This window comes from Pseudomonas sp. PSE14, assembly GCF_029203285.1.
Lineage (GTDB): Bacteria > Pseudomonadota > Gammaproteobacteria > Pseudomonadales > Pseudomonadaceae > Pseudomonas.
In genome coordinates this window covers 4,274,364-4,296,768 of record NZ_CP115669.1, presented here as the reverse complement: position 1 = coordinate 4,296,768, position 22,405 = coordinate 4,274,364, and the positions used below count along the sequence as shown (strand labels likewise).

Below are 22,405 nucleotides of genomic sequence, written 5' to 3'. Positions count from 1 at the left end.
CGTCCTCACTGCTGTCTATGCTCGGGGCCACAGCATCCTCCCCAACGAACAATCAGAACGAGGTTTCCCATGCGCGAAGTGGTGATCGTCGACAGCGTCCGTACCGGCCTGGCCAAGTCCTTCCGTGGCAAATTCAACATGACCCGCCCGGACGACATGGTCGCCCATTGCATCGACGCGCTGCTGGCGCGCAACGACCTCGACCCGCTGCTGGTGGACGACTGCGTGGTGGGCGCCGGCTCCAACGAAGGTGCCCAAGGCCACAACATCGGCCGTAATGCGGCAGTGCTGTCGAAGCTCGGTATCCATGTCGCCGGCATGACCCTCAACCGCTACTGCTCTTCGGGCCTGCAGGCCATTGCCATCGCCGCCAACCAGGTGGCTTCGGGATGCAGCGACATCCTGGTGGCCGGCGGTGTCGAGTCCATCACCCTGACCATGGGCAAGCAGAACCTCGACAATTTCGTGAACCCGCGTCTGAAGGACGAGTTCCCCGGCATCTACTACCCCATGGGGCAGACCGCCGAGATCGTTGCCCGCCGCTACAACGTCACCCGCGAGCAGCAGGACCTGTACTCCCTGCAGAGCCAGCAGCGCACCGCCCGCGCCCAGGCCGAGGGCCTGTTCAACGATGAAATCGTGCCGATGAACGTGAAGTACCTGGTGGAAGACAAGGCCAGCGGCGAGAAGAAAGTGCTCGACGGCGTGGTCGACCGCGATGACTGCAACCGCCCGGACACCACGATCGAGGGCCTGAACTCCCTCAAGCCGGTATTCGCCGAGGACGGCTCGGTCACCGCCGGTAACGCCTCGCAGCTTTCCGACGGCGCCTCCATGACCCTGGTGATGAGCCTGGAGAAAGCGCTGGAGCTGGGCCTCAAGCCCAAGGCCTTCTTCCGCGGCTTCACCGTCGCCGGTTGCGAGCCGGACGAAATGGGCATTGGCCCGGTGTTCTCGGTGCCCAAGCTGCTCAAGGCCAAGGGCCTGCAGGTTGCCGACATCGACCTGTGGGAACTCAACGAAGCCTTCGCCTCCCAGTGCCTCTATGCCCGCGACCGTCTGGGTATCGACAACGAGAAGTACAACGTCAATGGCGGCTCCATCTCCATCGGCCACCCCTTCGGCATGACCGGCTCGCGCCAGGTCGGCCACCTGGTGCGCGAGCTGCAACGCCGCAACCTGCGCTACGGCATCGTTACCATGTGCGTGGGCGGCGGCATGGGCGCCACGGGGTTGTTCGAAGCGGTGCGTTGAGCCACCGTCGATACCGCGTTCCTCCGGCCCGCTCCACGCAAGCGGGCCTGTAGCGACAAAAAAGCCCCCGGCAAATATGCCGGGGGCTTTTTATTTTGACAGGGTTGAGATGATCTCTGGCGGAGTGGTGCTCGCTAATAGATATCTACCACGTGACCTGGAGCGGCACAGGTTGGACAGGTATGGAACTGTAGGAGCGAGCTTGCTCGCGAACAGCGTATTCCGGCTGAGCGAATAGCCTGGACGTTTGCAACGGCAAACGCCCTGCGCTGTACCGGATCAGCGTGCCGCGCGTACGAACAGGCCTGCTGCCTGCTTCATGCGATCGATGTACTTCCCAACCTCGCGTTCGGCATCGAAGCGAGTGAAGTACGGCCCTTCCAGCGTTCCTTCTCGAGTGGAGAAGAAATACTGGCCATTGACCGAGGTGATCCGGTCGCTGCGGTAGTGGGTTGCCGCATGGGCATCGTTGGACCGTTGGCCGACCATGAAGTCGCCTCCTGGGAAAAAGGATCAATTACCTAGGAGTGTATGCAGCCAACCTGCGTGCCACTAGGCTTGCGACGAACGGCAGGGTTTCGTTTCAGGACCGAGCGCCGGCAGACAGGCTCGGGCTTGTTGTTTTGGTTATAAGAAAATCAAAATATATTCTTTTTAATGCGAAAAGACCTTGTGCATAGTTGATCTCAACATGAACAAGGAGAGACCCATGAGCTTGCGACTTGGCGACATCGCCCCCGACTTCGAACAGGAATCCAGCGAAGGCCGCATTCGCTTCCACGAATGGCTCGGCAGCAACTGGGGCGTGCTGTTCTCCCACCCGGCCGACTTCACCCCGGTGTGCACCACCGAGCTTGGGCTCACCGCCAAGCTGAAAGACCAGTTCGCCGAGCGCGGCGTCAAGGCGATCGCACTTTCGGTCGACCCGGTGGACTCCCACGTGAAGTGGATCGACGACATCAACGAGACCCAGAACACCGTGGTCAACTTCCCGATCATCGCCGATGCCGACCGCAAGGTGTCCGAGCTGTATGACCTGATCCACCCGAACGCCAACGACACCCTGACGGTGCGTTCGCTGTTCGTCATCGATCCGAACAAGAAGGTGCGCCTGACCATCACCTACCCCGCGAGCACCGGGCGCAACTTCAACGAGATCCTGCGGGTGATCGACTCGCTGCAACTGACTGACAACCACAAGGTCGCCACGCCGGGCAACTGGCAGGACGGCGATGACGTGGTGATCGTGCCCTCGCTCAAGGACGAGGAAGAGATCAAGCAACGGTTTCCCAAGGGCTATCGCGCGATCAAGCCATACCTGCGGCTGACGCCCCAACCGAACAAGTGATCCGAAGCGGCTGCGCGTCGGCCAGTCTGCGTTGCCAGCGACAGCGAGCTGCTCATGTGCTGTAGCACACTCCGCTCTCACTGCCCCTGGCGCCTGGCCTGGCTTTAGCTCGCGCGCTCCGGGTGCCGAAGTTTCAACCTCGAGCAGGGTAATAGGGCCGGTTCGCCGGCCCATTTTTTTCTGCTTTCACGCGCGGACCACGCCGCGCTTTTTTCTTCCAGTTTTGCTCTTTATCCAGCTCTGACTCGCCCGCCACACGGGGAGAAGACGTCAGCCCACGCCAAGGAGAACGACCATGGGTCATTCCACCTGGCGCCGCAGCCTGGCCGTCGCTCTTCTCGCGAGCCTGCCGATCGGCGCCTACAACGCTCCCGCCCAAGCCGCCGACGCCCCGAAAGAGGTGCGGCTGGACTACGCCTACTACGCGCCCACCAGCCTCGTGCTCAAGCATTTCGGCTGGCTGGAGAAAGCCCTCAAGCCGCAGGGCACCGAGGTGCGCTGGGTGTTCAGTCAGGGCAGTAACCGCTCGCTGGAATACCTCAATGCCGGCAGCACCGACTTCGCGTCTACCGCAGGCCTGGCCGCGGTGCTCAGCCGCGCCAATGGCAGCTCGCTGAAGACCGTGTACATCGCCAGCCGCCCGGAATGGACCGCGCTGGTAGTACCGAAGGATTCGCCGCTCAAGTCTGTTGCCGACCTCAAGGGCAAGAAGATCGCCGCTACCAAGGGTACCGACCCGTACCTGTTCCTGCTGCGCAGCCTGCAGCAGGCGGGGCTGGACAAGAACGACGTGGAGATCGTCCACCTGCAGCACCCGGACGGCCGCGCCGCGCTGGAGCAGGGCAGGGTGGACGCCTGGGCCGGTCTCGATCCGCACATGGCCGCCAGCGAACTGCAGGCTGGCTCGCGCCTGCTGTACCGCAACGTCGACTTCAACAGTTACGGCGTGCTCAGCGTCACCGAGAAGTTCGAGCGGTCGCAGCCGGAGCTGATCAAGCAGGTCATCGCCGCCTATGAAGAGGCGCGCCAGTGGGCCGTGGCGCATCCGGAGGAGACCGCGAAACTGCTTGCCGAAGAAGCCAAGCTGCCGCTGGAAGTGGCCAAGCTGCAACTCTCGCGCACCGACTTCAGCAAGCCGCTGCCGGGCGCCGAGCAGGTTGCCGCGCTCAAGGCCGCCGCGCCGATTCTGCTCGACGAACAACTGGTGCGGCCAGGCACCGACGTCACCGCCGTGGTCGATCAACTGATCGCACCGCAACTGGCCGGTGAAGTGATCGGTAAGCCCGCCGTCGCCAAGGCGGAGCCCTAAGCCATGCCGACCCAGAGCCTGCGCCTGGCCCGCCAGCGTCGCGCATTCAAACTGCGCTGGCCGCGGCTGAGCTGGCGTGCCTGGCTGGTGCCGCTGCTGTTGTGCGCGGCGCTGGAACTGGCGGTGCGTATCGGCTGGCTCGCCGAGCACCAGATGCCGGCGCCCAGCAGCGTCGCGCTGACGCTCTGGCAACTGGCCCAGGGCGAGCTCTGGAAGCATGTCACCGCCAGCCTGGCACGGGTCGCCGCCGGCTTCTGCATCGGTGCGGCCGCTGCCGTGCTGATCGGCACCTGGGTCGGGCTCAGCCAGCGCGCCGAGGCCTACCTGGAACCGACCTTCCAGGCGCTGCGGGCCATCCCCAGCCTTGCCTGGGTACCCTTGCTGCTGCTCTGGCTGGGCATCGACGAAACGCCGAAGATCGTACTGATCGCCCTCGGCGCCTTCTTCCCCGTCTACCTCTCGCTGGTGGCCGGCGTGCGCAACGTTGACCGCAAGTGGGTGGAGCTGGGTCGCCTGTATCACCTGTCGCCCTTCTCCCTGGTACGGCGCATCCTCCTGCCGGCGGCGCTGCCGAGCCTGTTCACCGGCCTGCGCGGCGCGCTCAGCCTGAGCTGGATGTTCCTGGTCGCCGCCGAACTGATCGCCGCCACGCGCGGCCTGGGCTATCTGCTCAGCGACGGCCGGGAAACCTCGCGGCCGGACATCGTCATCGCTGCCATCCTGGTGCTGGCCGTGCTCGGCAAGCTCAGCGACGGCCTGCTGAAAGCGCTGGAGCAGCGCGCACTGGCCTGGCGCGACACCTTCCTTGGCAATCGTCCTCAGGAACAGGGAGACAGCTGATGAGTGCCTTGCTGGAACTGCGGGATATCCGCAAGAGCTTCTCCGGCGTGCGGGTACTGGACGACGTCAGCCTGAGCCTGGCGCCGGGTGAGGTTGTGAGCCTGCTTGGCCCCAGCGGCTGTGGGAAGAGTACCTTGCTGCGCATCGCCGCCGGGCTGGACGACGAGTTTGCCGGCTCCCTGGAGCGCAACCCGCTGCTGGGCTTCGGCCCGGACGGCGAGAGTGGCCGTGGCGGCGGTGGCATTGGTGTGGTGTTCCAGGAGCCGCGCCTGCTGCCCTGGCTGACCGTGGCGCAGAACATCGGCTTCGCCGACGGCTGGCTGGCCGACGACCACCGCATCGAGCATCTGCTGCGCGACGTGGGGCTGGAAGGCAAGGGCGACCTTCTGCCCAAGCAACTCTCCGGAGGCATGGCCCAGCGCGCGGCCATCGCCCGAGGCCTCTACGGGCGGCCACAGGTGTTGCTGCTGGACGAGCCCTTCAGCGCGGTGGACGCTTTCACCCGCATCCGCCTGCAGGACCTGATCCAGGACCTGGCGGTGGAATATGACATCAGCATCCTGCTGGTCACCCACGACCTCGACGAAGCCTTCTACCTCAGCGACCGAGTCCTTCTGTTGGGCGGCACCCCGAGCCGCCTGCGCCGCGAATTCCCCGTACCGCTGCCGCGCCCGCGCGATCGCCGCGCGGTGGAGCTGGCCTACCTGCGCGGGGAAGCGCTGACCGAGCTGCACCAGTCCCACGTCATCTGACTCTGCACGACGGCCGACCCTCGCGTAGGGCGCATAACGCTCGGCGTTATGCGCCGATTGGCCCTGATATCAGCGTACTCCGGGCTTGGCCACGTAACTGGAGGTGGACACGGAGCATCGGCGTACAACCGCGAACGGTTGTACGCCCTACGTCCTCACGAATAAAACAAAATCGCATAACTAAATGAATAAATAACATTTATTGGAATATGAGATGGGCTGTTAAGGTCTATGCACATTGGTTAGCAGGGCGATGATTGAATCGCTCAGATCGTTATAAGGAATCGCGCACATGTACGTAGTCACCCTTGCCGGCAGCCCGAGCCAGCGTTCCCGTTCCGGCGTCCTCCTGGACGTTGCGCGGAACTGGCTGCACGAGCGTGGCGCCGAGCTGCGTTCCTACGGGGTGCGCGACTTCCCGGCCGAGGATCTGCTGCACGCGCGCTTCGACAGCCCGCGAGTGGTGGAGTTGATCGAGCAGGTGGCCCGCGCCGATGGTCTGGTGATCGCAACGCCGGTGTACAAGGCGTCCATCGCCGGAGCGCTGAAGGTCCTGCTCGATCTGCTGCCGGAGCGGGCGTTGAGCCACAAGGTGGTGCTTCCCCTGGCCACTGGCGGCAGCAACGCCCACATGCTGGCGGTGGATTACGCGCTCAAGCCGGTTCTTGCTGCGCTCAAGGCCCAGGAAACCCTGCACGGCGTGTTCGCCGAGGACAACCAGGTGCAGTACGCCGAAGGCAGTACGCCGGCACGCCTCGACCCGGCCCTGGAGCATCGCCTGCTGGATTCCCTGGAACAGTTCCATGGCGCCCTGGCGCGCCGCCCCAAACCCATCGACCCGAACCTGCTCAACGAGCGGCTGATCAACGCCCGCTGGAGCATCTGAACCCAAAGATACGAACGCCAAGCCCCGACCCGGCAGGCGACGACTCTCGTACAACACGAAAAGGCCCTCACCGTCCCGTCAACGGGACCGCAGGTCCGGCAAGCACACTCGATAAAGGAGCACTCCCATGCGGACCCTCACTTTGCGTAGTGGACTGGCGGCCCTGCTGATCGCGGCCCTGTCCTATAACGCCCAGGCTGAAGAACAACCCGGTACCCTGCGTATCGGCTACCAGAAGTACGGCACCCTGGTGCTGCTCAAGGCTCGCGGCACGCTGGAGAAGCGCCTGGCCGAGCAGGGCGTCAAGGTGCAATGGACCGAATTCCCCGGTGGCCCGCAGCTGCTCGAAGGCCTGAACGTCGGCAGCATCGACTTCGGCGTCACCGGCGAAACCCCGCCGGTATTTGCCCAGGCCGCAGGCGCCGACCTGGTCTACGTCGCCCACGAACCGCCGGCGCCGACCAGCGAGGCGATCCTGCTGCCCAAGGATTCGCCGATCAAATCCCTCGCCGAGCTCAAGGGCAAGAAGATCGCCCTGAACAAGGGCTCCAACGTGCACTACCTGCTGGTGCGCGCCCTGGAGAAAGCCGGCCTGAAATACACCGACATTCAGCCCGTGTACCTGCCGCCGGCCGACGCCCGCGCCGCCTTCGAGCGGGGCAGCGTCGACGCCTGGGTGATCTGGGACCCGTACCAGGCCGCCGCCGAGAAGCAGCTCTCCGCCCGCACCCTGGTGGATGGCACCGGCTTGGTGGATAACCACCAGTTCTACCTGGCGACCCGCCCCTATGCGAATAACCACCCGCAGGTGATCACCACCCTGATCGACGAAGTGCGCTCGGTGGGCCAGTGGTCGCAGCAGAACCCGCAGCAGGTCACCGACCAGGTCGCACCGCTGCTCGGCCTGCCCGCCGACATCACCCTGACCGCCGTGAAGCGCCAGGGCTACGGCGCCCAGCCGATCACCCCGGAAGTCACCGCCGCGCAGCAGAAGATCGCCGACACCTTCACCCAGCTGAAGCTGATCCCCAAGCAGCTGAGCATCAAGGACGTGGTGTGGACGGCGCCGGCCAAGGTCGCTGCCCAGTAACTGATCCGCCTTTTGTAGGAGCGTGCTTGCTCGCGAACCGGCCCAGCTCCAGAACTGCCGGGGAATCCGTTCGCGAGCAAGCTCGCTCCTACGAAGAACAGCAGCAACACGAAATACCCGAACCCCTTCATCGCGCGGCTACGCCACGCCGGCGCGCTTATCTGGAGTAATTGCGATGAGTCTCGACATCTTCTGGTTCCTGCCGACCCACGGCGACGGCCACTACCTGGGTACCGCCGAAGGCGCCCGCGCCGTGGATCACGGCTATCTGCAACAGGTCGCCCAGGCCGCCGACCGCCTCGGCTTCGGCGGCGTGCTGATCCCCACCGGCCGCTCCTGCGAGGACTCCTGGCTGGTCGCCGCCTCGCTGATCCCGGTGACCCAGCGCCTGAAATTCCTGGTCGCCCTGCGCCCGGGCATCATTTCCCCGACCGTGGCCGCGCGCCAGGCCGCCACCCTTGACCGGCTTTCCGGCGGACGCGCGCTGTTCAACCTGGTGACCGGCGGCGACCCGGACGAACTGGCCGGCGACGGCCTGCACCTGAGCCACGCCGAGCGTTACGAAGCCTCCGTCGAGTTCACCCGCATCTGGCGCCGCGTGCTGGAAGGCGAGACCGTCGACTACGACGGCAAACACCTGCAGGTGAAGGGCGCCAAGCTGCTCTATCCGCCGATCCAGCAGCCACGCCCGCCGCTGTACTTCGGCGGCTCCTCCGATGCCGCCCAGGACCTCGCTGCCGAGCAGGTCGAGCTGTATCTGACCTGGGGCGAGCCGCCGGCCGCCGTCGCCGAGAAGATCGCCCAGGTCCGCGAGAAGGCTGCCAAGCAGGGTCGTAGCGTGCGCTTCGGCATCCGCCTGCATGTGATCGTCCGCGAGACCAACGAGGAAGCCTGGAAGGCCGCCGACCGCCTGATCTCCCACCTCGACCAGGACACTATCGACCGCGCCCAGGCGTCCCTGGCGCGCTTCGACTCCGTTGGCCAGCAGCGCATGGCCGCGCTGCACGGCGGTAGCAAGGACAAGCTGGAAGTCAGCCCCAACCTCTGGGCTGGTGTCGGCCTGGTGCGCGGTGGCGCCGGAACCGCACTGGTCGGCGACGGCCCGACCGTGGCCGCCCGCGTGAAGGAATACGCGGACCTGGGGATCGACACCTTCATCTTCTCCGGCTACCCGCACCTGGAAGAGTCCTACCGGGTCGCCGAACTGCTCTTCCCGCACCTGGATATCGCCCGGGCCCAGCAACCGCAGGCGCGCGGTTACGTCAGCCCGTTCGGCGAGATGGTGGCCAACGACATCCTGCCCAAGGCCGCTTCGGCAAGCTGACAAAACCGTAGGGCGAATAACGCGCAGCGTTATCCGCCGTCGATCCCGAACGGCGGATGAAGCCTTCCGCTTCATGCGCCCTACGACGAATCCGGAGTGATGAGATGAGCATTTCCAACAACCTCGCCCAGCGCCTTGCGCCCTGGGCCCTGCCGGTGGGCCTGCTGCTGATCTGGCAACTGGCCGTGGAAACCGGCTGGCTGTCCAGCCGCATCCTGCCTGCACCCAGCGCCGTCGCCGAGGCCGGCTACCACCTGGTGGTCAGTGGCGAGTTGTGGCAGCACCTGGCGATCAGCACCTGGCGCGCCGCCGTCGGCTTCCTCATCGGCGGCAGCATCGGCCTGGTGCTGGGCCTGATCACCGGCCTGTCGAAGTGGGGCGAGCGCTTCCTCGACAGTTCGGTGCAGATGATCCGCAACGTGCCGCACCTGGCGCTGATCCCGCTGGTGATCCTGTGGTTCGGCATCGACGAGTCGGCGAAGATTTTCCTGGTCGCCCTCGGCACCCTGTTCCCGATCTACCTCAACACCTACCACGGCATCCGCAACATCGATCCGGGCCTGCTGGAGATGTCGCGCAGCTACGGCCTGTCCGGTTTCGCGCTGTTCCGCCAGGTGATCCTGCCCGGTGCGCTGCCTTCGATCCTGGTCGGCGTGCGTTTCGCCCTGGGCTTCATGTGGCTGACCCTGATCGTCGCCGAGACCATCTCCGCCAGCTCCGGCATCGGCTACCTGGCGATGAACGCCCGCGAATTCCTGCAGACCGACGTGGTGGTGTTGGCGATCCTGCTCTATGCGGTGCTCGGCAAGCTGGCTGACCTCGCCGCCCGAGGCCTGGAGCGCGTCTGGCTGCGCTGGCACCCGGCATACCAGAGCAAGGGAGGTGCGGCATGAACGCCGTGAATTCTCTGTCTCAAAAGCAGCTGCCCCAGCAACTCAAGAAAGGCATCCCGCTGGTGGTGGAAGGCGTGGTCAAGCGCTTCGGCGAGCGGGAGGTGCTCAAGGGCATCGACCTGCGCATCCCCGCCGGCCAGTTCGTCGCCATCGTCGGCCGCAGCGGTTGCGGCAAGAGCACCTTGCTGCGCCTGCTGGCCGGGCTCGACAACGCCAGCGAAGGCCAGTTGCTGGCCGGCGCGGCACCGCTGGAGAGCGCCCGCGAAGGCACCCGCCTGATGTTCCAGGACTCGCGCCTGCTGCCCTGGAAACGGGTGATCGACAACGTCGGCCTGGGCCTCAAGGGCGACTGGCGTGGCCAGGCACTGGAGGCGCTGGAGGCGGTCGGCCTGGCCGATCGCGCCAATGAGTGGCCGGCCGGCTTGTCCGGTGGACAGAAGCAGCGCGTGGCCCTGGCCCGCGCACTGATCCACCGTCCACGCCTGCTGCTGCTCGACGAACCGCTGGGCGCACTGGATGCCCTGACCCGCATCGAGATGCAGCAACTGATCGAGAGCCTCTGGCAGCAGCATGGCTTCACCGTGCTGCTGGTCACCCACGACGTCAGCGAGGCTGTGGCCATCGCCGACCGGGTGATCCTCATCGAAGACGGCGAGATCGGCCTGGACCTCAATGTCGAACTGCACCGGCCGCGCGCCCGTGGTTCGGCACGCCTGGCCGCGCTGGAAGCCGAAGTGCTCGAACGCGTGCTGTCGCTGCCGGCGCAGCCACCCGAGCCGGAACCCGTATCCCCACTGCCCACGCAATTGCGCTGGGCGCTTTGATCCAACGTTCATCCGTATCACGACATTCCCCCAAGGAGCATTGCCATGACCATCAAAGCCATCAACGTCCGTAACCAGTTCAAAGGCACCATCAAGGAAATCATCGAAGGCCCGGTCCTGTCGGAAATCGACGTCCAGACCGCCGCCGGCATCGTCACTTCGGTGATCACCACCCGTTCCGTGCGCGAGCTGGAACTGGCCATCGGTAGCGAAGTGATCGCCTTCGTCAAATCCACCGAGGTTTCCATCGCCAAGCTGTAAGCGCGGTGGTGGAGGACGGCGGGCAGTCCGGCGACGGGCTGCCCGTTTTCTTTTGTGCAGGCGTGTGTCGGGTCGCGCACTTGGCTTTTGTAGGATGGGTGGAGCGGAGCGATACCCATGCTGTGGGTGGGTGAGGCCGATGGGCATCGCATGCTCCACCCATCCTACGAAAATCTCCCACCTTTGTGCCGGATAGAGCAATTACTCTATTTCCCTTAGACTCCTCTCAAACCAACAAGAAAAAAGGAGTCCCGCATGTCCCTGAGTCCCTCCGCCTTCACCCTGCTCGGCCTGGTTGCCTGGACCGTGCTGCTGGTCCTGCTGCTGGTCAACCAGCGTGGTCTGCTGGTGATGTCCGGCCGCATGAAGGTCAACGTCTTTGCCGCCGACGGCAGCAACACGCCCGGCGCCTTCGGTCAGCGCCTGGTGCGGGCCCACGCCAACTGTGTGGAGAACATCCCGCTGTACGCCGCCGTCCTGCTCTACGCCATGGTCAGCGGCGCGACGCTGGTGACCGATCCGTTGGCCCCGACCCTGCTGGGCGCGCGCATCGTGCAATCGGTGGTGCACCTGATCAGCACCTCGGCACTGGCGGTCTGGATTCGCTTTGCCGCGTTCTTCGTCCAGTTGCTGATCCTGATCTGGTGGCTGCTGCGCCTGTCCGGACTGATCTAGTGTCTTGACTGGGAGCGACGCGGCGTTGACGCCGAGCGACCGGAACAGTTGCGTGTCGCAACTGTTCCTATGGTGCGATACCGCCATGACTTAGCATGGCGAACCGCACACGCGACGAGGCTCCCATGCACGTTTCTTCCGGCCGCTGGCAATTCGGCCTGTTTCTCGCCCTGATCACCGCCGTGCTCTGGGGCATCCTGCCGATCAAGCTCAAGGAAGTCCTGAAGACCATGGACCCGGTCACTGTGACCTGGTTTCGCCTGGTGGTCTCCGGCGGCGTACTGCTCGTCTACCTCACGCTGACCCGCCAGTTGCCGGCGCTGCGCCCCATCGGCCGGCGTGGCGCGGGACTGGTGCTGGCGGCCGTGCTCGGCCTGACCGGCAACTACGTGTTCTATCTGATCGGTCTGCGCATGCTCACCCCCGGCACCACGCAACTGGTGATCCAGATCGCACCGATCCTTCTGCTGCTGAGCAGCCTGCTGGTGTTCAAGGAAAGCTTCAGCGTCGGCCAGGGCCTGGGGCTCGCGGTGCTGATGCTCGGCTTCGGGATGTTCTTCAACCAGCGTCTGGCGGAACTGTTCGGTTCGTTGGGTAATTACACCACCGGCGTGTTGATCGTGGTGTTCGCCGCTTTCATCTGGACTGCCTATGGCCTGGCGCAGAAGCAACTGCTGACGCAGTGGACTTCGGTGCAGGTGATGATGGTGATCTACCTGGGGTGCGCCGCACTGCTCACCCCCTGGGCGCATCCGCTGGAGGCGCTGCAACTGAGCCCGCTGCAGGGCTGGCTGCTGCTGGCCTGCTGCCTGAACACCCTGGTGGCCTACGGTGCCTTCGCCGAGGCCCTGGCGCACTGGGAAGCCTCCCGCGTCAGCGCCACGCTTGCCATCACGCCGCTGGTGACCTTCGCCTCGGTGGCGCTGGCCGCTTCGCTGTGGCCCGACTACGTGCATCCGGAAAACCTCAACGGCCTGGCCTACGTCGGCGCGCTGCTGGTGGTGAGCGGCTCGGCACTGACCGCCCTGGCGCCCTCGCTGCTGCGCAGCTACCGGGCCCGCCGCCAGCGCTTGGCGGATACCTGAGCAAAGGCCGCCCAATGGGCGGCCTTGTATTTTACGTCTAGGGGGATGGCTTTTCGTAGGAGCGAGCTTGCTCGCGAACCGCCCAACACCGATGCCGCCGGTTAAGTCTGTTCGCGAGCAAGCTCGCTCCTACAGAAAATGGATGCATCTGCTCTCCGGCAGGAGTGGATCTTGTCCGCGAATCGCACCGGGCCCTCCGATGTCACGGCGACTTGGTCCTCAAACGAAAACGGGCGCCCTCAGGCGCCCGTCTCGTTTCCAGCGCCCCGATGGCTTACGCCGCCGGACGCACCGCACGATAGACCAGCGCACCGATCACGCCGCCGGCCAGCGGGCCGACCCAGAACAGCCACAGCTGCTTCATGAACAGCGGGGCGGCGAACAGCGCCACGCCCAGGCTGCGTGCCGGGTTCACCGAGGTATTGTCGATCGGGATGCTGATCAGGTGGATCAGCGTCAGGGTGAGGCCAATGGCCAGCGGGGCGAAGCCGGACGGCGCCAGCTTGTCGGTGGCGCCCATGATCACGAACAGGAAGACCGCCGTCAGCAGGACTTCGATGATCAGCGCCGATTGCAGGCTGTAGCCGTTGGGCGAGCCTTCGCCGAAGCCGTTGGCGGCGAAGCCCGCCAGCGGATCGAAGCCGGCCTTGCCGCTGGCGATCAGGTACAGCATGCCGCCGGCAAGGATGCCGCCGACCACCTGGGCGACGATGTAGGGCACCAGCTCGGCGGTGCGCAGACGACCGCCCGCCCACAGGCCCAGGCTGACGGCAGGGTTGAGGTGGCAACCGGAAATTGGCCCGATGGCATAGGCCATGGTGACGACGGTCAGGCCAAAGGCCAGTGCAACGCCCAGTACGCCAATGGCGTGAGCGGCGAAGATGGCGCTGCCGCAACCACCCAATACCAGCCAGAAGGTGCCGATCATTTCGGCGGAAAGTTTGCGAAGCATGCTGCCTCCAGAGGCAAGTCGAGAAGCCCCGGAATTGGGGAGTGCGCATGCTAGGAAAGTCGCGTATCGGCGCGGTGTAGGGCGGTTCCGGCGGTAGTGGGGAATGTTCTGAACGCTGAACAGATTGCGCGGGGAGCGTCTTCCGCCGAGCTCCTCGGACTTCAATGCCCCGCGCCAAGTGCCTTTCGTAGGAGCGAGCTTGCTCGCGAACGGTGCTTTCCGCCGGCTCTGGCACCGGTCGGTTCGCGAGTAAGCTCGCTCCTACACGTCTATCAGACCTGCGTGCCCAGTTGCTCCGCCCGGCGCAGCCAGGTCTGGCGCTGCTCCTCGCTGGAGCCGCGGATCGGGCTGAACTCCTCCAGATGGTGGAGCTCGATACCGCAAGGCGCGAGGATGCAGCGGGTCATCTGGCGGTGCGCCGGGGCCCCTTGGCGCAGGCGGTAGTGCCAGTGGGTCTGGTCGTGGCTCACCAGCAGGTCGGCGCTGCGCCCGCCCAGCAGCGGTTCGAACTCGCGGGATTCGGCCGAGCGGTAGCGGAAGGCGAAGCCTGGTTGCAGCACGCGGTCGAAGAAGCCCTGCAGCAGCGCTGGCAGGCCGCCCCACCAGACCGGATAGATGAACGCCAGGTGCTGCGCCCAGTGGATCTGCCGTTGCGCCTCCAGCACGTCCGGCTCAAGGGTCTGGCTCTGCTCGTAGCCGCCGCGCAGCACCGGATCGAAGTTCAGCTCGCCGAGCTTCAGGGTGTGCACCACATGGCCCTTGGCGCGGGCGCCCTGGGCGTAGGCTTCCGCCACCGCATGGCAGAAGCCGCCGGGCTTGGGCGAGCCGAGCACCAGCAGCACGCGCTTGCCGTCGCCCTCGATGGGGGTGGCGCCATGCTTGGCCGCATCAACCATTCTGACCCGCCTCCAGCATGGTTTCCGGGCGTACCCACTGGTCGAACTCGGCGTCGGTCAGGTAACCCAGCTCCAGGGCCGTTTCGCGCAGCGTCTTGCCCTCTGCGTAGGCCTTCTTGGCGATCTCGGCGGCCTTGTCGTAGCCGATGTGCGGGTTCAGCGCGGTGACCAGCATCAGGCCGCGTTCCAGGTGCTCGCGCATCTTCGCCGCGTCCGGTTCCATGCCCGCGATGCAGTGGCTGTTGAAGTTGCGGCAGCCGTCGGCGAGCAGGCGCACCGATTCGAGCAGGTTGTGGATGATCACCGGCTTGAACACGTTCAACTGCAGGTGGCCCTGGCTGGCGGCGAAGGTAATGGTCGCGTCGTTGCCGAACACCTGGCAGGCGAGCATCGACAGGGCCTCGCACTGGGTCGGGTTGACCTTGCCGGGCATGATCGAGGAACCCGGCTCGTTGGCCGGCAGTTTCACTTCGGCGAAGCCCGCGCGCGGGCCGGAGCCGAGCAGGCGCAGGTCGTTGGCGATCTTCATCAGTGCGGTGGCCAGGGCCTTCAGGGCGCCGGAGAGGATCACCAGCGGCTCGTGGCCGGCCAGGGCGGCGAACTTGTTCGGCGCCGAGACGAAGGGCAGACCGGTGAGGTCGGCCAACTCGGCGGCGATGGCATCGGCGAACTCCTTCGGCGCATTCAGCCCGGTGCCGACGGCGGTGCCGCCCTGGGCCAGCTCGTAGACGGCCGGCAGGGCGGCGCGAATGGCGCGGTCGGCGTAGTCCAGCTGGGCGACGAAGGCGGACAGCTCCTGGCCGAAGGTGACCGGCGTTGCGTCCATCAGGTGGGTGCGGCCGGTCTTCACCAGGTCGGCATGGCGCGCGGCCTGTTGGGCCAGGCCGCCGCTGAGCTCGGCGATGGCCGGCAGCAGGTCGTCATGCACGGCACGCGCGGCGGCGAGGTGCATGGCGGTGGGGAAGCTATCGTTCGAACTCTGCGCGCGGTTCACGTGGTCGTTGGGGTGCACCGGCTTCTTGCCGCCACGGCCGTTGCCGGCGATCTCGTTGGCGCGCCCGGCGATCACCTCGTTGACGTTCATGTTGCTCTGGGTGCCGCTGCCGGTCTGCCAGACCACCAGTGGGAACTGATCGTCGTGCTCACCGGCGAGAACCTCGTCGGCGGCCTCTTCGATCAGGCTGGTGATGTTCTCCGGCAGTTCGCCCAGTTGCGCATTCACACGGGCCGCCGCCTTCTTCACCAGCGCCAGGGCATGTACCACGGCCAGCGGCATACGCTGCCCGCCGATGGCGAAGTTTTCCAGCGAACGCTGGGTCTGCGCGCCCCAATAGGCATCGTCGGGGACTTCGATGGGGCCGAGGCTGTCGGTTTCGGTGCGGCTCATGATGCGATCCTCCTGGAATGACTCGGGCAGTTTAGGCCGTTGTCGGCGCTCCGGGTTCCGAATCGGAGTTCAATTGCCGTGATAGAGCGGTTTCACCAGCGTGCGTGGGTGGCGCCGACCCAGCCGAGGGCTTCGCGCACCGGAACGTGCTCGCCGTCGAGGCTGCGCAGAGAGCCGTCGAAGTGGCCGAACCACTGGCTGGTCTCGGCGAACAGCGGCCCCAGGCGTGGGCAGGCACGGTGCAGCTTGCGCGGCGTGAAGGTGAGGTCGACCCGCTCGCAGGGGCTGCGCAGGCGCCACGGCGCGAGGGGATCGTGGGGCGCCTGGTGGATCTCGACGTCGTGCTCCAGGCGCTGCAACTCGCCGCCGAACCACAGGGCGTTTTCCTTGAGCGGGGTGTGATCGGTCCAGCCACTGCCGAAATTGCCGGCGATGCCTCCGGGCCCGGCGAATGCCGCGCGGGTCCAGTGGGTACGGAAGGGCCACACGCCACGGCCGAAGTCCAGGGCGGCGAAGCTCTCGCCAGCGCTGCACGAATAGACGCGACGCCCCAGCTGCAGGCTGCCACGCGCTGGCAGGCCCATTTGTCGGCTGCAGGCGTGGAAGCACTGGCCGGCCATCGGCACGACCAGGTTGACCGACTCCAGGTGCGCGGGGCGCTTGACCTCCAGCGCCAGGTCCAGCGGCTGGCCGCCGAGGTCGGGGGCGCTGGCGGTGATGCGCAGCTGGCCGGGCTGTTCGACGAAGTTCAGGCACAGGTCGCCGTGCTGGAAACTGTGGCTCTGGTTCGGCACGTCGGGCAGGTCGCAGCCGCGGCCCAGCGGCGTGATCTGGGTGCGGTGCACCGAGCGGCCGGTTTCCAGGTCGAGGAAGTAGATGGCGCCGTAGCCCAGGTAATCGAGGTCGGCGATGGTCAGCGAGAGCATCCAGCCCGGTGCGTTGATGCACCAGTGATTCCAGCGTTTGCGGCGTCCGGGGTTGCCCGGCAGGTTGCAGACCGTCTGCGGCCGGCTCGACCAGCCGATGGCGGCGTCGTTCAGGCGGCCGCGCGGGTCGCACAGGGGAGGGGCGTTTGCGTAGGGCGGCACGTAGGTGAAGGTATTCATTGGACACATCCATGTGGCAATGCGACGCAGCATGCCGGTTTGCCGAAAGGTCGACAAGAGATGCGGGCCACTTCCGTGCAGTTCGGCGGTCTCTTGAGCACTTTCCGAACTTAGGCGCAGAATGGCGGGTCCCACCGGGACATACCTTCAGACTCAAGGACCGCCCAATGACCGCTCTTCGTACTCTCTGCACCGCAGCTCTACTGGTGGGCTTCAGCTCTATCGCCCTGGCCGACGCCAACACCGAGGCGGAGAAATTCCTCAAGCAGGTTCACGCCGACAAGCTCACCGTGCCGGTCTATGCGCAGGTCCAGCAGATGCTCGCCCAGCGTTTCGCCGAGTCCAAGGCGCCCGAGAGCAAGAAGCCGGTGCTGGAGCGTTACCAGGCCAAGGCCAATGCCGAACTCGACCGCGCGGTAGGCTGGGACAAGCTCAAGCCTGAACTGGTCAAGCTCTACACCAGCAACTTCAGCGAATCCGAGCTCAAGCAGATCAACGACTTCTACGCGTCGCCCGTGGGCCGCAAGATGCTGGAGAAGATGCCGCGCCTGACCGCCGAATCCGCCCAGCTGACCCAGGCCAAGCTGCAGACTGCCGTGGAGCCGGTGAACAAGCTGATGGCCGACATGGACAAGGAACTGGGCGTGAAAGCCCCGGCCGCTCCGGCCAAGAAGCCCTGATCATCCTGACCTGCATTGACTGCCTGATTGCCAGCGAGACCCGACATGAGCATGCGTGACCGTATCCAATCCGCCCTGGGCGCCCTCGAACCGCAGCACCTGGAGGTGCACGACGAGAGCCACATGCACAGCCGCGGGCAGGAAACGCACTACAAGGCCGTGATCGTCAGCCCGGTGTTCGCCGGGCTGAACGCGGTGAAGCGGCACCAGAAGGTCTACGCCGCCCTCGGCGACCTGATGGGGCAGTTCCACGCCCTGGCCCTGCATACCTACACCCCCGAGGAGTGGGCGCAGCAGGGACAGGCGCCGGAATCGCCGACCTGCCGTGGCGGCAGCAAGCATGACCTGCATTGACCGCACGCCGCGCTGATAGGCGGCAGGATGCGGGCTTCGTCCCGCTCCGGTAGAATGCGACACCCAGCGCCGGCTTTTGCCGGCGCTGTCATTTTCAGCTGCTGTAATTCAAGGACCCGGTCCGCCCTTTACGCGGGCGACCACTGGAGTGATGCATGACCACCGATCGAATCGTCGTCGCGGCGTTGTACAAGTTCGTCTCCCTGCCCGACTACGTCGCCCTGCGCGAACCCCTGCTGCAGACCCTGCTGGACAATGGCGTGAAGGGCACCCTGCTGCTCGCCGAAGAGGGTATCAACGGCACCGTCTCCGGCACCCGCGCCGGCATCGACGGCCTGCTGGCCTGGCTGCGCAATGACCCGCGCCTGGCGGATGTGGACCACAAGGAGTCCTACTGCGACGAACAACCCTTCTACCGCACCAAGGTCAAGCTGAAGAAGGAAATCGTCACCCTCGGCGTGCCGGGCGTGGACCCGAATTCGAAGGTCGGCACCTACGTTGAACCCAAGGACTGGAACGCGCTGATTTCCGATCCGGAAGTGCTGCTGATCGACACCCGCAACGACTACGAAGTGGCCATCGGCACCTTCGAGGGCGCCATCGACCCGAAAACCAAGTCGTTCCGCGAATTCCCCGACTACATCCGCGAGCACTACGACCCGGCCAAGCACAAGAAGGTCGCCATGTTCTGCACCGGTGGCATCCGCTGCGAGAAGGCGTCGAGCTACATGCTCAGCGAAGGTTTCGAAGAGGTATTCCACCTCAAGGGCGGCATCCTCAAGTACCTGGAAGAGGTGCCCGAGGCCGAAACCCTGTGGCGCGGCGACTGCTTCGTCTTCGACAACCGCGTGACCGTGCGCCACGACCTCACCGAAGGCGACTACGATCAGTGCCATGCCTGCCGCAACCCGATCTCGGCCGAGGACCGTGCCTCCGAGCACTACGCGCCGGGCATCAGCTGCCCGCATTGCTGGGATTCGCTGCCGGAGAAGACCCGTGCCAGCGCCCGCGAGCGGCAGAAGCAGATCGAGCTGGCGCGCGAGCGCAACCAGCCGCACCCCATTGGCCGTGACCCCCGCGCGGAGAATTGATCCATGACCAGCCGCCTGCTCTACGTGATGGACCCGATGTGCTCCTGGTGCTGGGGCTTCGCCCCGGTGGCCGAGAAGCTGGTCGAGCAGGCGCGCGCCGCCGGCGTGCCGCTGGCGCTGGTAATGGGCGGGCTGCGCACCGGCCAGGGCGCGGCCCTGGAACCGGCCACCAAGCGCTACATCCTCGAACACTGGCAGGCTGTGCATGACGCCACTGGCCAGCCGTTCCGCTTCGAGGGCGCGCTGCCCGACGGCTTTGTCTACGACACCGAGCCGGCCTGCCGGGCGGTGGTCACCGCCCGTCGCCTCGACGACGACTGCGCCTGGGCGCTGGTCGGCGAGATCCAGCGGGCCTTCTACGCCGAAGGTCGCGATGTCACCCAGGCCAGCGTGCTCACCGAACTGGCCGAGCGCGTGGGCCTGCCGCGCATCGAGTTCGCCGAGGCCTTCGACAGCCAGGACAATCACCTGGCGACCCTCGCCGACTTCTCCTGGGCCCGTGACCTGGGCATCGCCGGCTTCCCCACGCTGCTGGCCGAGCGCGATGGCCAGCTGGCCCTGCTGACCAACGGCTACCAGCCTCTGAGCGAACTCGCGCCATTGCTGGAGCGCTGGCTGGAGCGCGGGCGGCATGCCTGAGCTGTCCGCTGACCGCCTGAGCTGGGCGGAGATTCGCCGGCTCGCTTTCCGTCACCGCAAAGCCCTGCTCCTCGCCAACCTCGTCGCCGTGCTGGCCACCGCCTGCAGCGTGCCCATCCCGTTACTGCTGCCGCTGCTGGTGGACGAAGTGCTGCTGGGCAAGGGCGACGCCGCGCTGCAGGTGATGAACCAGTGGCTGCCCCAGGCCTGGCACAAGCCGGCCGGCTACATCGGCCTGATGCTGCTGGCGACCCTGCTGCTGCGCAGCTGCGCGCTGGTCTTCAACGTGCTGCAGGCACGCCTGTTCGCGCGGCTTTCCAAGGACGTGGTGTACCGCATCCGCCTGCGCCTGATCGAACGCCTGAAGCGCATCGCCCTGAGCGAGTACGAGACCCTCGGCGGCGGCTCGGTCAGCGCGCACCTGGTGACCGATCTGGACACCCTCGACAAGTTCGTTGGCGACACCCTCAGCCGCTTCCTTGTCGCCTTGCTCACGCTTTGCGGTACCGCTGGCATCCTGATCTGGATGCATTGGAAACTGGCGCTGCTGATCCTGCTGTTCAACCCGCTGGTGATCTTCGCCACGGTGCAGTTGGGCAAGCGCGTCAAGCACCTGAAGAAGCTGGAGAACGACAGCACCTCGCGCTTCACCCAGGCCCTGACCGAAACCCTCGAAGCGATCCAGGAAGTGCGCGCCGGCAACCGCCAGGGCTTCTTCCTCGGCCGCCTTGGCGTGCGTGCCCGCGAGGTGCGGGACTATGCCGTGGCCTCGCAGTGGAAGAGCGATGCGGCCGGGCGCGCCAGCGGGTTGCTATTCCAGTTCGGCATCGACCTGTTCCGCGCCGCGGCGATGCTCACCGTGCTGTTCTCCGACCTGTCCATCGGCCAGATGCTGGCGGTGTTCAGCTACCTCTGGTTCATGATCGGCCCGGTGGAACAGCTGCTGAGCCTGCAATACGCCTTCTACGCCGCCGGTGGTGCGCTGAGCCGCATCAACGAGCTACTGGCCCGCGCGGACGAGCCGCAGTACCCGCACCGCCGCGATCCCTTCGCCGGGCAGGACAACGTCGGCATCCAGGTGCGCGACCTGAGCTTCGCTTACCGCGACGAGCGGGTGCTCGATGGCATGGACCTGGACATCGCTGCGGGCGAGAAAGTCGCCATCGTCGGTGCCAGCGGCGGTGGCAAGAGCACTTTGGTGCAACTGCTGCTCGGTCTCTACCAGCCGCAATCCGGCAGCATCCGCTATGGCGGCGTGGCGCTGGAGGAGATCGGCCTCGAGTGCGTGCGCGAGCACGTGGCGGTGGTGCTGCAGCATCCCGCGCTGTTCAACGACACGGTGCGCGCCAACCTGACCATGGGCCGCGAGCGCAGCGACGACGCCTGCTGGCGCGCGCTGGAAGTGGCGCAGCTGGCGGACACCATCCGCAGCCTGCCGCAAGGGCTGGACAGCGTGGTAGGCCGTTCCGGTGTGCGTCTCTCCGGCGGCCAGCGGCAGCGCCTGGCGATTGCACGCATGGTGCTGGCCGAGCCCAAGGTGGTGATCCTCGACGAGGCCACCTCGGCGCTGGACGCAGCCACCGAGTACGCCTTGCACCAGGCGCTGGGGCGTTTCCTCGAAGGGCGCACCACACTGATCATCGCCCACCGCCTGTCAGCGGTTAAGCAGGCTGACCGGGTACTGGTGTTCGATGGCGGGCGCATCGCCGAAGACGGCGACCATCAGCAACTGATCGCCGAAGGCGGGCTTTATGCCCGCCTGTACGGTCACTTGCAGCAGCACTGATCAGCCGTAGCGGGTGACTTCGAGGAAGCTCACGCAGTTGCCCAGGTCGTGGAAGACCCGCGTGTGGCTGATGTCGTTGTAGGCGATCCCGCGCAACAGGTCGATCAGCTCGGCGTCGCTGCGGTAGTGCGGCTCCCAGTCCAGCAGTCCTTCCAGGTAGGCGATGCCCGGGATGCCCGGCAGGAAGTTGCTCAGCAGCAGGCGTCCGCCCGGCAGCAGGCGGGCGAACAGGTTGCGGGTGAGATCATGGGCGTCCTGGTCGTTGAGGACTTCATAGAGCCCGGCGCAGTAGATCAGATCGAAATGACGCAGGTCGGTCCGGCTGTAGAGCAGCTCGTCGAGGCCGCATTGCACGGCCCGCACACCCTGCGAGGCGTAGCAGGATTCCACGGTCTGCAGCGTCTGTAGCTGAGGGTCGAGGGCGACGAACTCGCGGAAGTACCCATCGCGCAGGGCCCTTGAAAGGTCGGCCTCGCGCAGGTGGCCGCAGCCCACGCAGAGAATGCGCGCCTGGCCGCTGAGCTGCTCGCAGGTACGGTCGATCTCCCGTGCCAGCAACTGGCGGCGCGAGCGCAGGGCGCGCGCCGCTGGCGCGGAGCTGGCGTAGCGGAACAGCTCGTCGGTGGGCCCATCGGGCAGCAGCGAGGGCAGGGCGCTGTCGATGCCGTAGAGATAGTCCATCAGCACGGCATTGCCGGAGCCTTCACCCATCGGCCGTTCCCGCCGGCGGGGAAAGGGCAGCACCCGGGACTGCGCCATGGGCGTCGACTGGCCGATGGCCAGCGCCAGCAGTTCGGTGTTGCTGTCCTTGATGCGGCGCAGTTGCTGTTCGAGTTCTTCGATGGCCTGTGCGATCGATGCCGGATTTTGCTGGGTCCGATTGTCCATTGCCGTCCACCTGGGATGCCGATTGCGTGGCCGGCCCCTTCCGGGCCGGTGCTCCAGTCACCACGTTAGAGGGCTCGGGGCCTCA

23 protein-coding genes and 1 pseudogene are annotated in these 22,405 nt (G+C 65.9%); 18 read left to right on the top strand and 6 right to left on the bottom strand.

Annotated features, from left to right (window positions below; genetic code table 11):
• The first annotated feature begins 69 nt into the window (after positions 1-69).
• Positions 70-1,254 (top strand): thiolase family protein, encoded by a 1,185-nt coding sequence (locus tag O6P39_RS19685; RefSeq protein ID WP_275608126.1) that lies wholly within the window; start codon positions 70-72, stop codon positions 1,252-1,254.
• A 279-nt stretch (positions 1,255-1,533) separates the two neighbouring features.
• Here O6P39_RS19685 and O6P39_RS19680 read toward each other — a convergent pair whose 3' ends face one another.
• Complete coding sequence (locus O6P39_RS19680; RefSeq protein ID WP_275608125.1) at positions 1,534-1,743, bottom strand: DUF6316 family protein; 210 nt, start codon at positions 1,741-1,743, stop codon at positions 1,534-1,536.
• A gap of 220 nt (positions 1,744-1,963) precedes the next feature.
• Here O6P39_RS19680 and O6P39_RS19675 point away from each other — a divergent pair, with 220 nt between their 5' ends.
• From O6P39_RS19675 to O6P39_RS19620, 12 genes are all read left to right on the top strand, one after another.
• A complete protein-coding gene (locus tag O6P39_RS19675; RefSeq protein ID WP_275608124.1) occupies positions 1,964-2,602 on the top strand; it encodes a peroxiredoxin in 639 nt (212 codons plus the stop codon).
• 295 nt (positions 2,603-2,897) lie between these two features.
• Positions 2,898-3,911, top strand: a complete 1,014-nt coding sequence (locus tag O6P39_RS19670) for an aliphatic sulfonate ABC transporter substrate-binding protein (protein WP_275608123.1) — start codon at positions 2,898-2,900, stop codon at positions 3,909-3,911.
• A 3-nt stretch (positions 3,912-3,914) separates the two neighbouring features.
• Positions 3,915-4,751, top strand: coding sequence for an ABC transporter permease (locus O6P39_RS19665; protein WP_275608122.1), 837 nt, complete (start codon positions 3,915-3,917; stop codon positions 4,749-4,751).
• Positions 4,751-5,503 (top strand): ABC transporter ATP-binding protein, encoded by a 753-nt coding sequence (locus O6P39_RS19660; RefSeq protein WP_275608121.1) that lies wholly within the window; start codon positions 4,751-4,753, stop codon positions 5,501-5,503. Before O6P39_RS19665 ends, O6P39_RS19660 begins: the two co-directional genes overlap by 1 nt.
• 292 nt (positions 5,504-5,795) lie before the next feature.
• Positions 5,796-6,389 (top strand): NADPH-dependent FMN reductase, encoded by a 594-nt coding sequence (gene ssuE / locus O6P39_RS19655; RefSeq protein WP_275608120.1) that lies wholly within the window; start codon positions 5,796-5,798, stop codon positions 6,387-6,389.
• Positions 6,390-6,516: 127 nt separating this feature from the next.
• Complete coding sequence (locus tag O6P39_RS19650) at positions 6,517-7,479, top strand: sulfonate ABC transporter substrate-binding protein (RefSeq protein ID WP_275608119.1); 963 nt, start codon at positions 6,517-6,519, stop codon at positions 7,477-7,479.
• A 175-nt stretch (positions 7,480-7,654) separates the two neighbouring features.
• Entirely contained in the window at positions 7,655-8,803 is a 1,149-nt protein-coding gene (gene ssuD / locus O6P39_RS19645; RefSeq protein ID WP_275608118.1) for an FMNH2-dependent alkanesulfonate monooxygenase, read from the top strand.
• A gap of 104 nt (positions 8,804-8,907) precedes the next feature.
• Positions 8,908-9,696: an aliphatic sulfonate ABC transporter permease SsuC gene (gene ssuC, locus O6P39_RS19640; protein WP_275608117.1), complete on the top strand. Its 789-nt coding sequence runs from the start codon at positions 8,908-8,910 to the stop codon at positions 9,694-9,696.
• A complete protein-coding gene (gene ssuB, locus O6P39_RS19635) occupies positions 9,693-10,520 on the top strand; it encodes an aliphatic sulfonates ABC transporter ATP-binding protein (RefSeq protein ID WP_275608116.1) in 828 nt (275 codons plus the stop codon). Before ssuC ends, ssuB begins: the two co-directional genes overlap by 4 nt.
• A gap of 45 nt (positions 10,521-10,565) precedes the next feature.
• The gene (locus tag O6P39_RS19630; protein WP_275608115.1) at positions 10,566-10,781 is read left to right on the top strand and encodes a molybdopterin-binding protein; all 216 of its coding nucleotides are present in this window, start codon (positions 10,566-10,568) and stop codon (positions 10,779-10,781) included.
• 255 nt (positions 10,782-11,036) lie between these two features.
• A complete protein-coding gene (locus tag O6P39_RS19625) occupies positions 11,037-11,456 on the top strand; it encodes an MAPEG family protein (protein WP_275608114.1) in 420 nt (139 codons plus the stop codon).
• Between the two features lie 125 nt (positions 11,457-11,581).
• A complete protein-coding gene (locus O6P39_RS19620; protein ID WP_275608113.1) occupies positions 11,582-12,541 on the top strand; it encodes a DMT family transporter in 960 nt (319 codons plus the stop codon).
• A 274-nt stretch (positions 12,542-12,815) separates the two neighbouring features.
• Here O6P39_RS19620 and aqpZ read toward each other — a convergent pair whose 3' ends face one another.
• The 4 genes from aqpZ to O6P39_RS19600 form a co-directional block, all read right to left on the bottom strand.
• The gene (aqpZ, locus tag O6P39_RS19615) at positions 12,816-13,493 is read right to left on the bottom strand and encodes an aquaporin Z (RefSeq protein WP_275608112.1); all 678 of its coding nucleotides are present in this window, start codon (positions 13,491-13,493) and stop codon (positions 12,816-12,818) included.
• Positions 13,494-13,765: 272 nt separating this feature from the next.
• Entirely contained in the window at positions 13,766-14,389 is a 624-nt protein-coding gene (locus O6P39_RS19610) for an NAD(P)H-dependent oxidoreductase (RefSeq protein ID WP_275608111.1), read from the bottom strand.
• Positions 14,382-15,776, bottom strand: coding sequence for a class II fumarate hydratase (locus O6P39_RS19605; protein WP_275608110.1), 1,395 nt, complete (start codon positions 15,774-15,776; stop codon positions 14,382-14,384). Before O6P39_RS19605 ends, O6P39_RS19610 begins: the two co-directional genes overlap by 8 nt.
• 92 nt (positions 15,777-15,868) lie before the next feature.
• Positions 15,869-16,882, bottom strand: coding sequence for a DUF2804 domain-containing protein (locus tag O6P39_RS19600; protein ID WP_275608109.1), 1,014 nt, complete (start codon positions 16,880-16,882; stop codon positions 15,869-15,871).
• A 121-nt stretch (positions 16,883-17,003) separates the two neighbouring features.
• Between O6P39_RS19600 and O6P39_RS19595 the strand changes: the two are divergent.
• From O6P39_RS19595 to O6P39_RS19575, 5 genes and pseudogenes are all read left to right on the top strand, one after another.
• A pseudogene (locus O6P39_RS19595) lies at positions 17,004-17,562 on the top strand (DUF2059 domain-containing protein).
• A 45-nt stretch (positions 17,563-17,607) separates the two neighbouring features.
• Positions 17,608-17,916 carry a BolA family protein gene (locus O6P39_RS19590; protein ID WP_275608108.1) on the top strand — a complete coding sequence of 103 codons (309 nt, stop codon included), beginning with the start codon at positions 17,608-17,610 and terminating at the stop codon, positions 17,914-17,916.
• 155 nt (positions 17,917-18,071) lie between these two features.
• Positions 18,072-19,007, top strand: a complete 936-nt coding sequence (locus O6P39_RS19585) for a rhodanese-related sulfurtransferase (protein WP_275608107.1) — start codon at positions 18,072-18,074, stop codon at positions 19,005-19,007.
• Between the two features lie 36 nt (positions 19,008-19,043).
• Positions 19,044-19,646 carry a DsbA family protein gene (locus O6P39_RS19580; protein ID WP_275611988.1) on the top strand — a complete coding sequence of 201 codons (603 nt, stop codon included), beginning with the start codon at positions 19,044-19,046 and terminating at the stop codon, positions 19,644-19,646.
• The gene (locus O6P39_RS19575) at positions 19,639-21,432 is read left to right on the top strand and encodes an ABC transporter ATP-binding protein (RefSeq protein ID WP_275608106.1); all 1,794 of its coding nucleotides are present in this window, start codon (positions 19,639-19,641) and stop codon (positions 21,430-21,432) included. Before O6P39_RS19580 ends, O6P39_RS19575 begins: the two co-directional genes overlap by 8 nt.
• Here O6P39_RS19575 and O6P39_RS19570 read toward each other — a convergent pair whose 3' ends face one another.
• Positions 21,433-22,320, bottom strand: coding sequence for a class I SAM-dependent methyltransferase (locus O6P39_RS19570; protein WP_275608105.1), 888 nt, complete (start codon positions 22,318-22,320; stop codon positions 21,433-21,435).
• Positions 22,321-22,405: the final 85 nt, after the last annotated feature.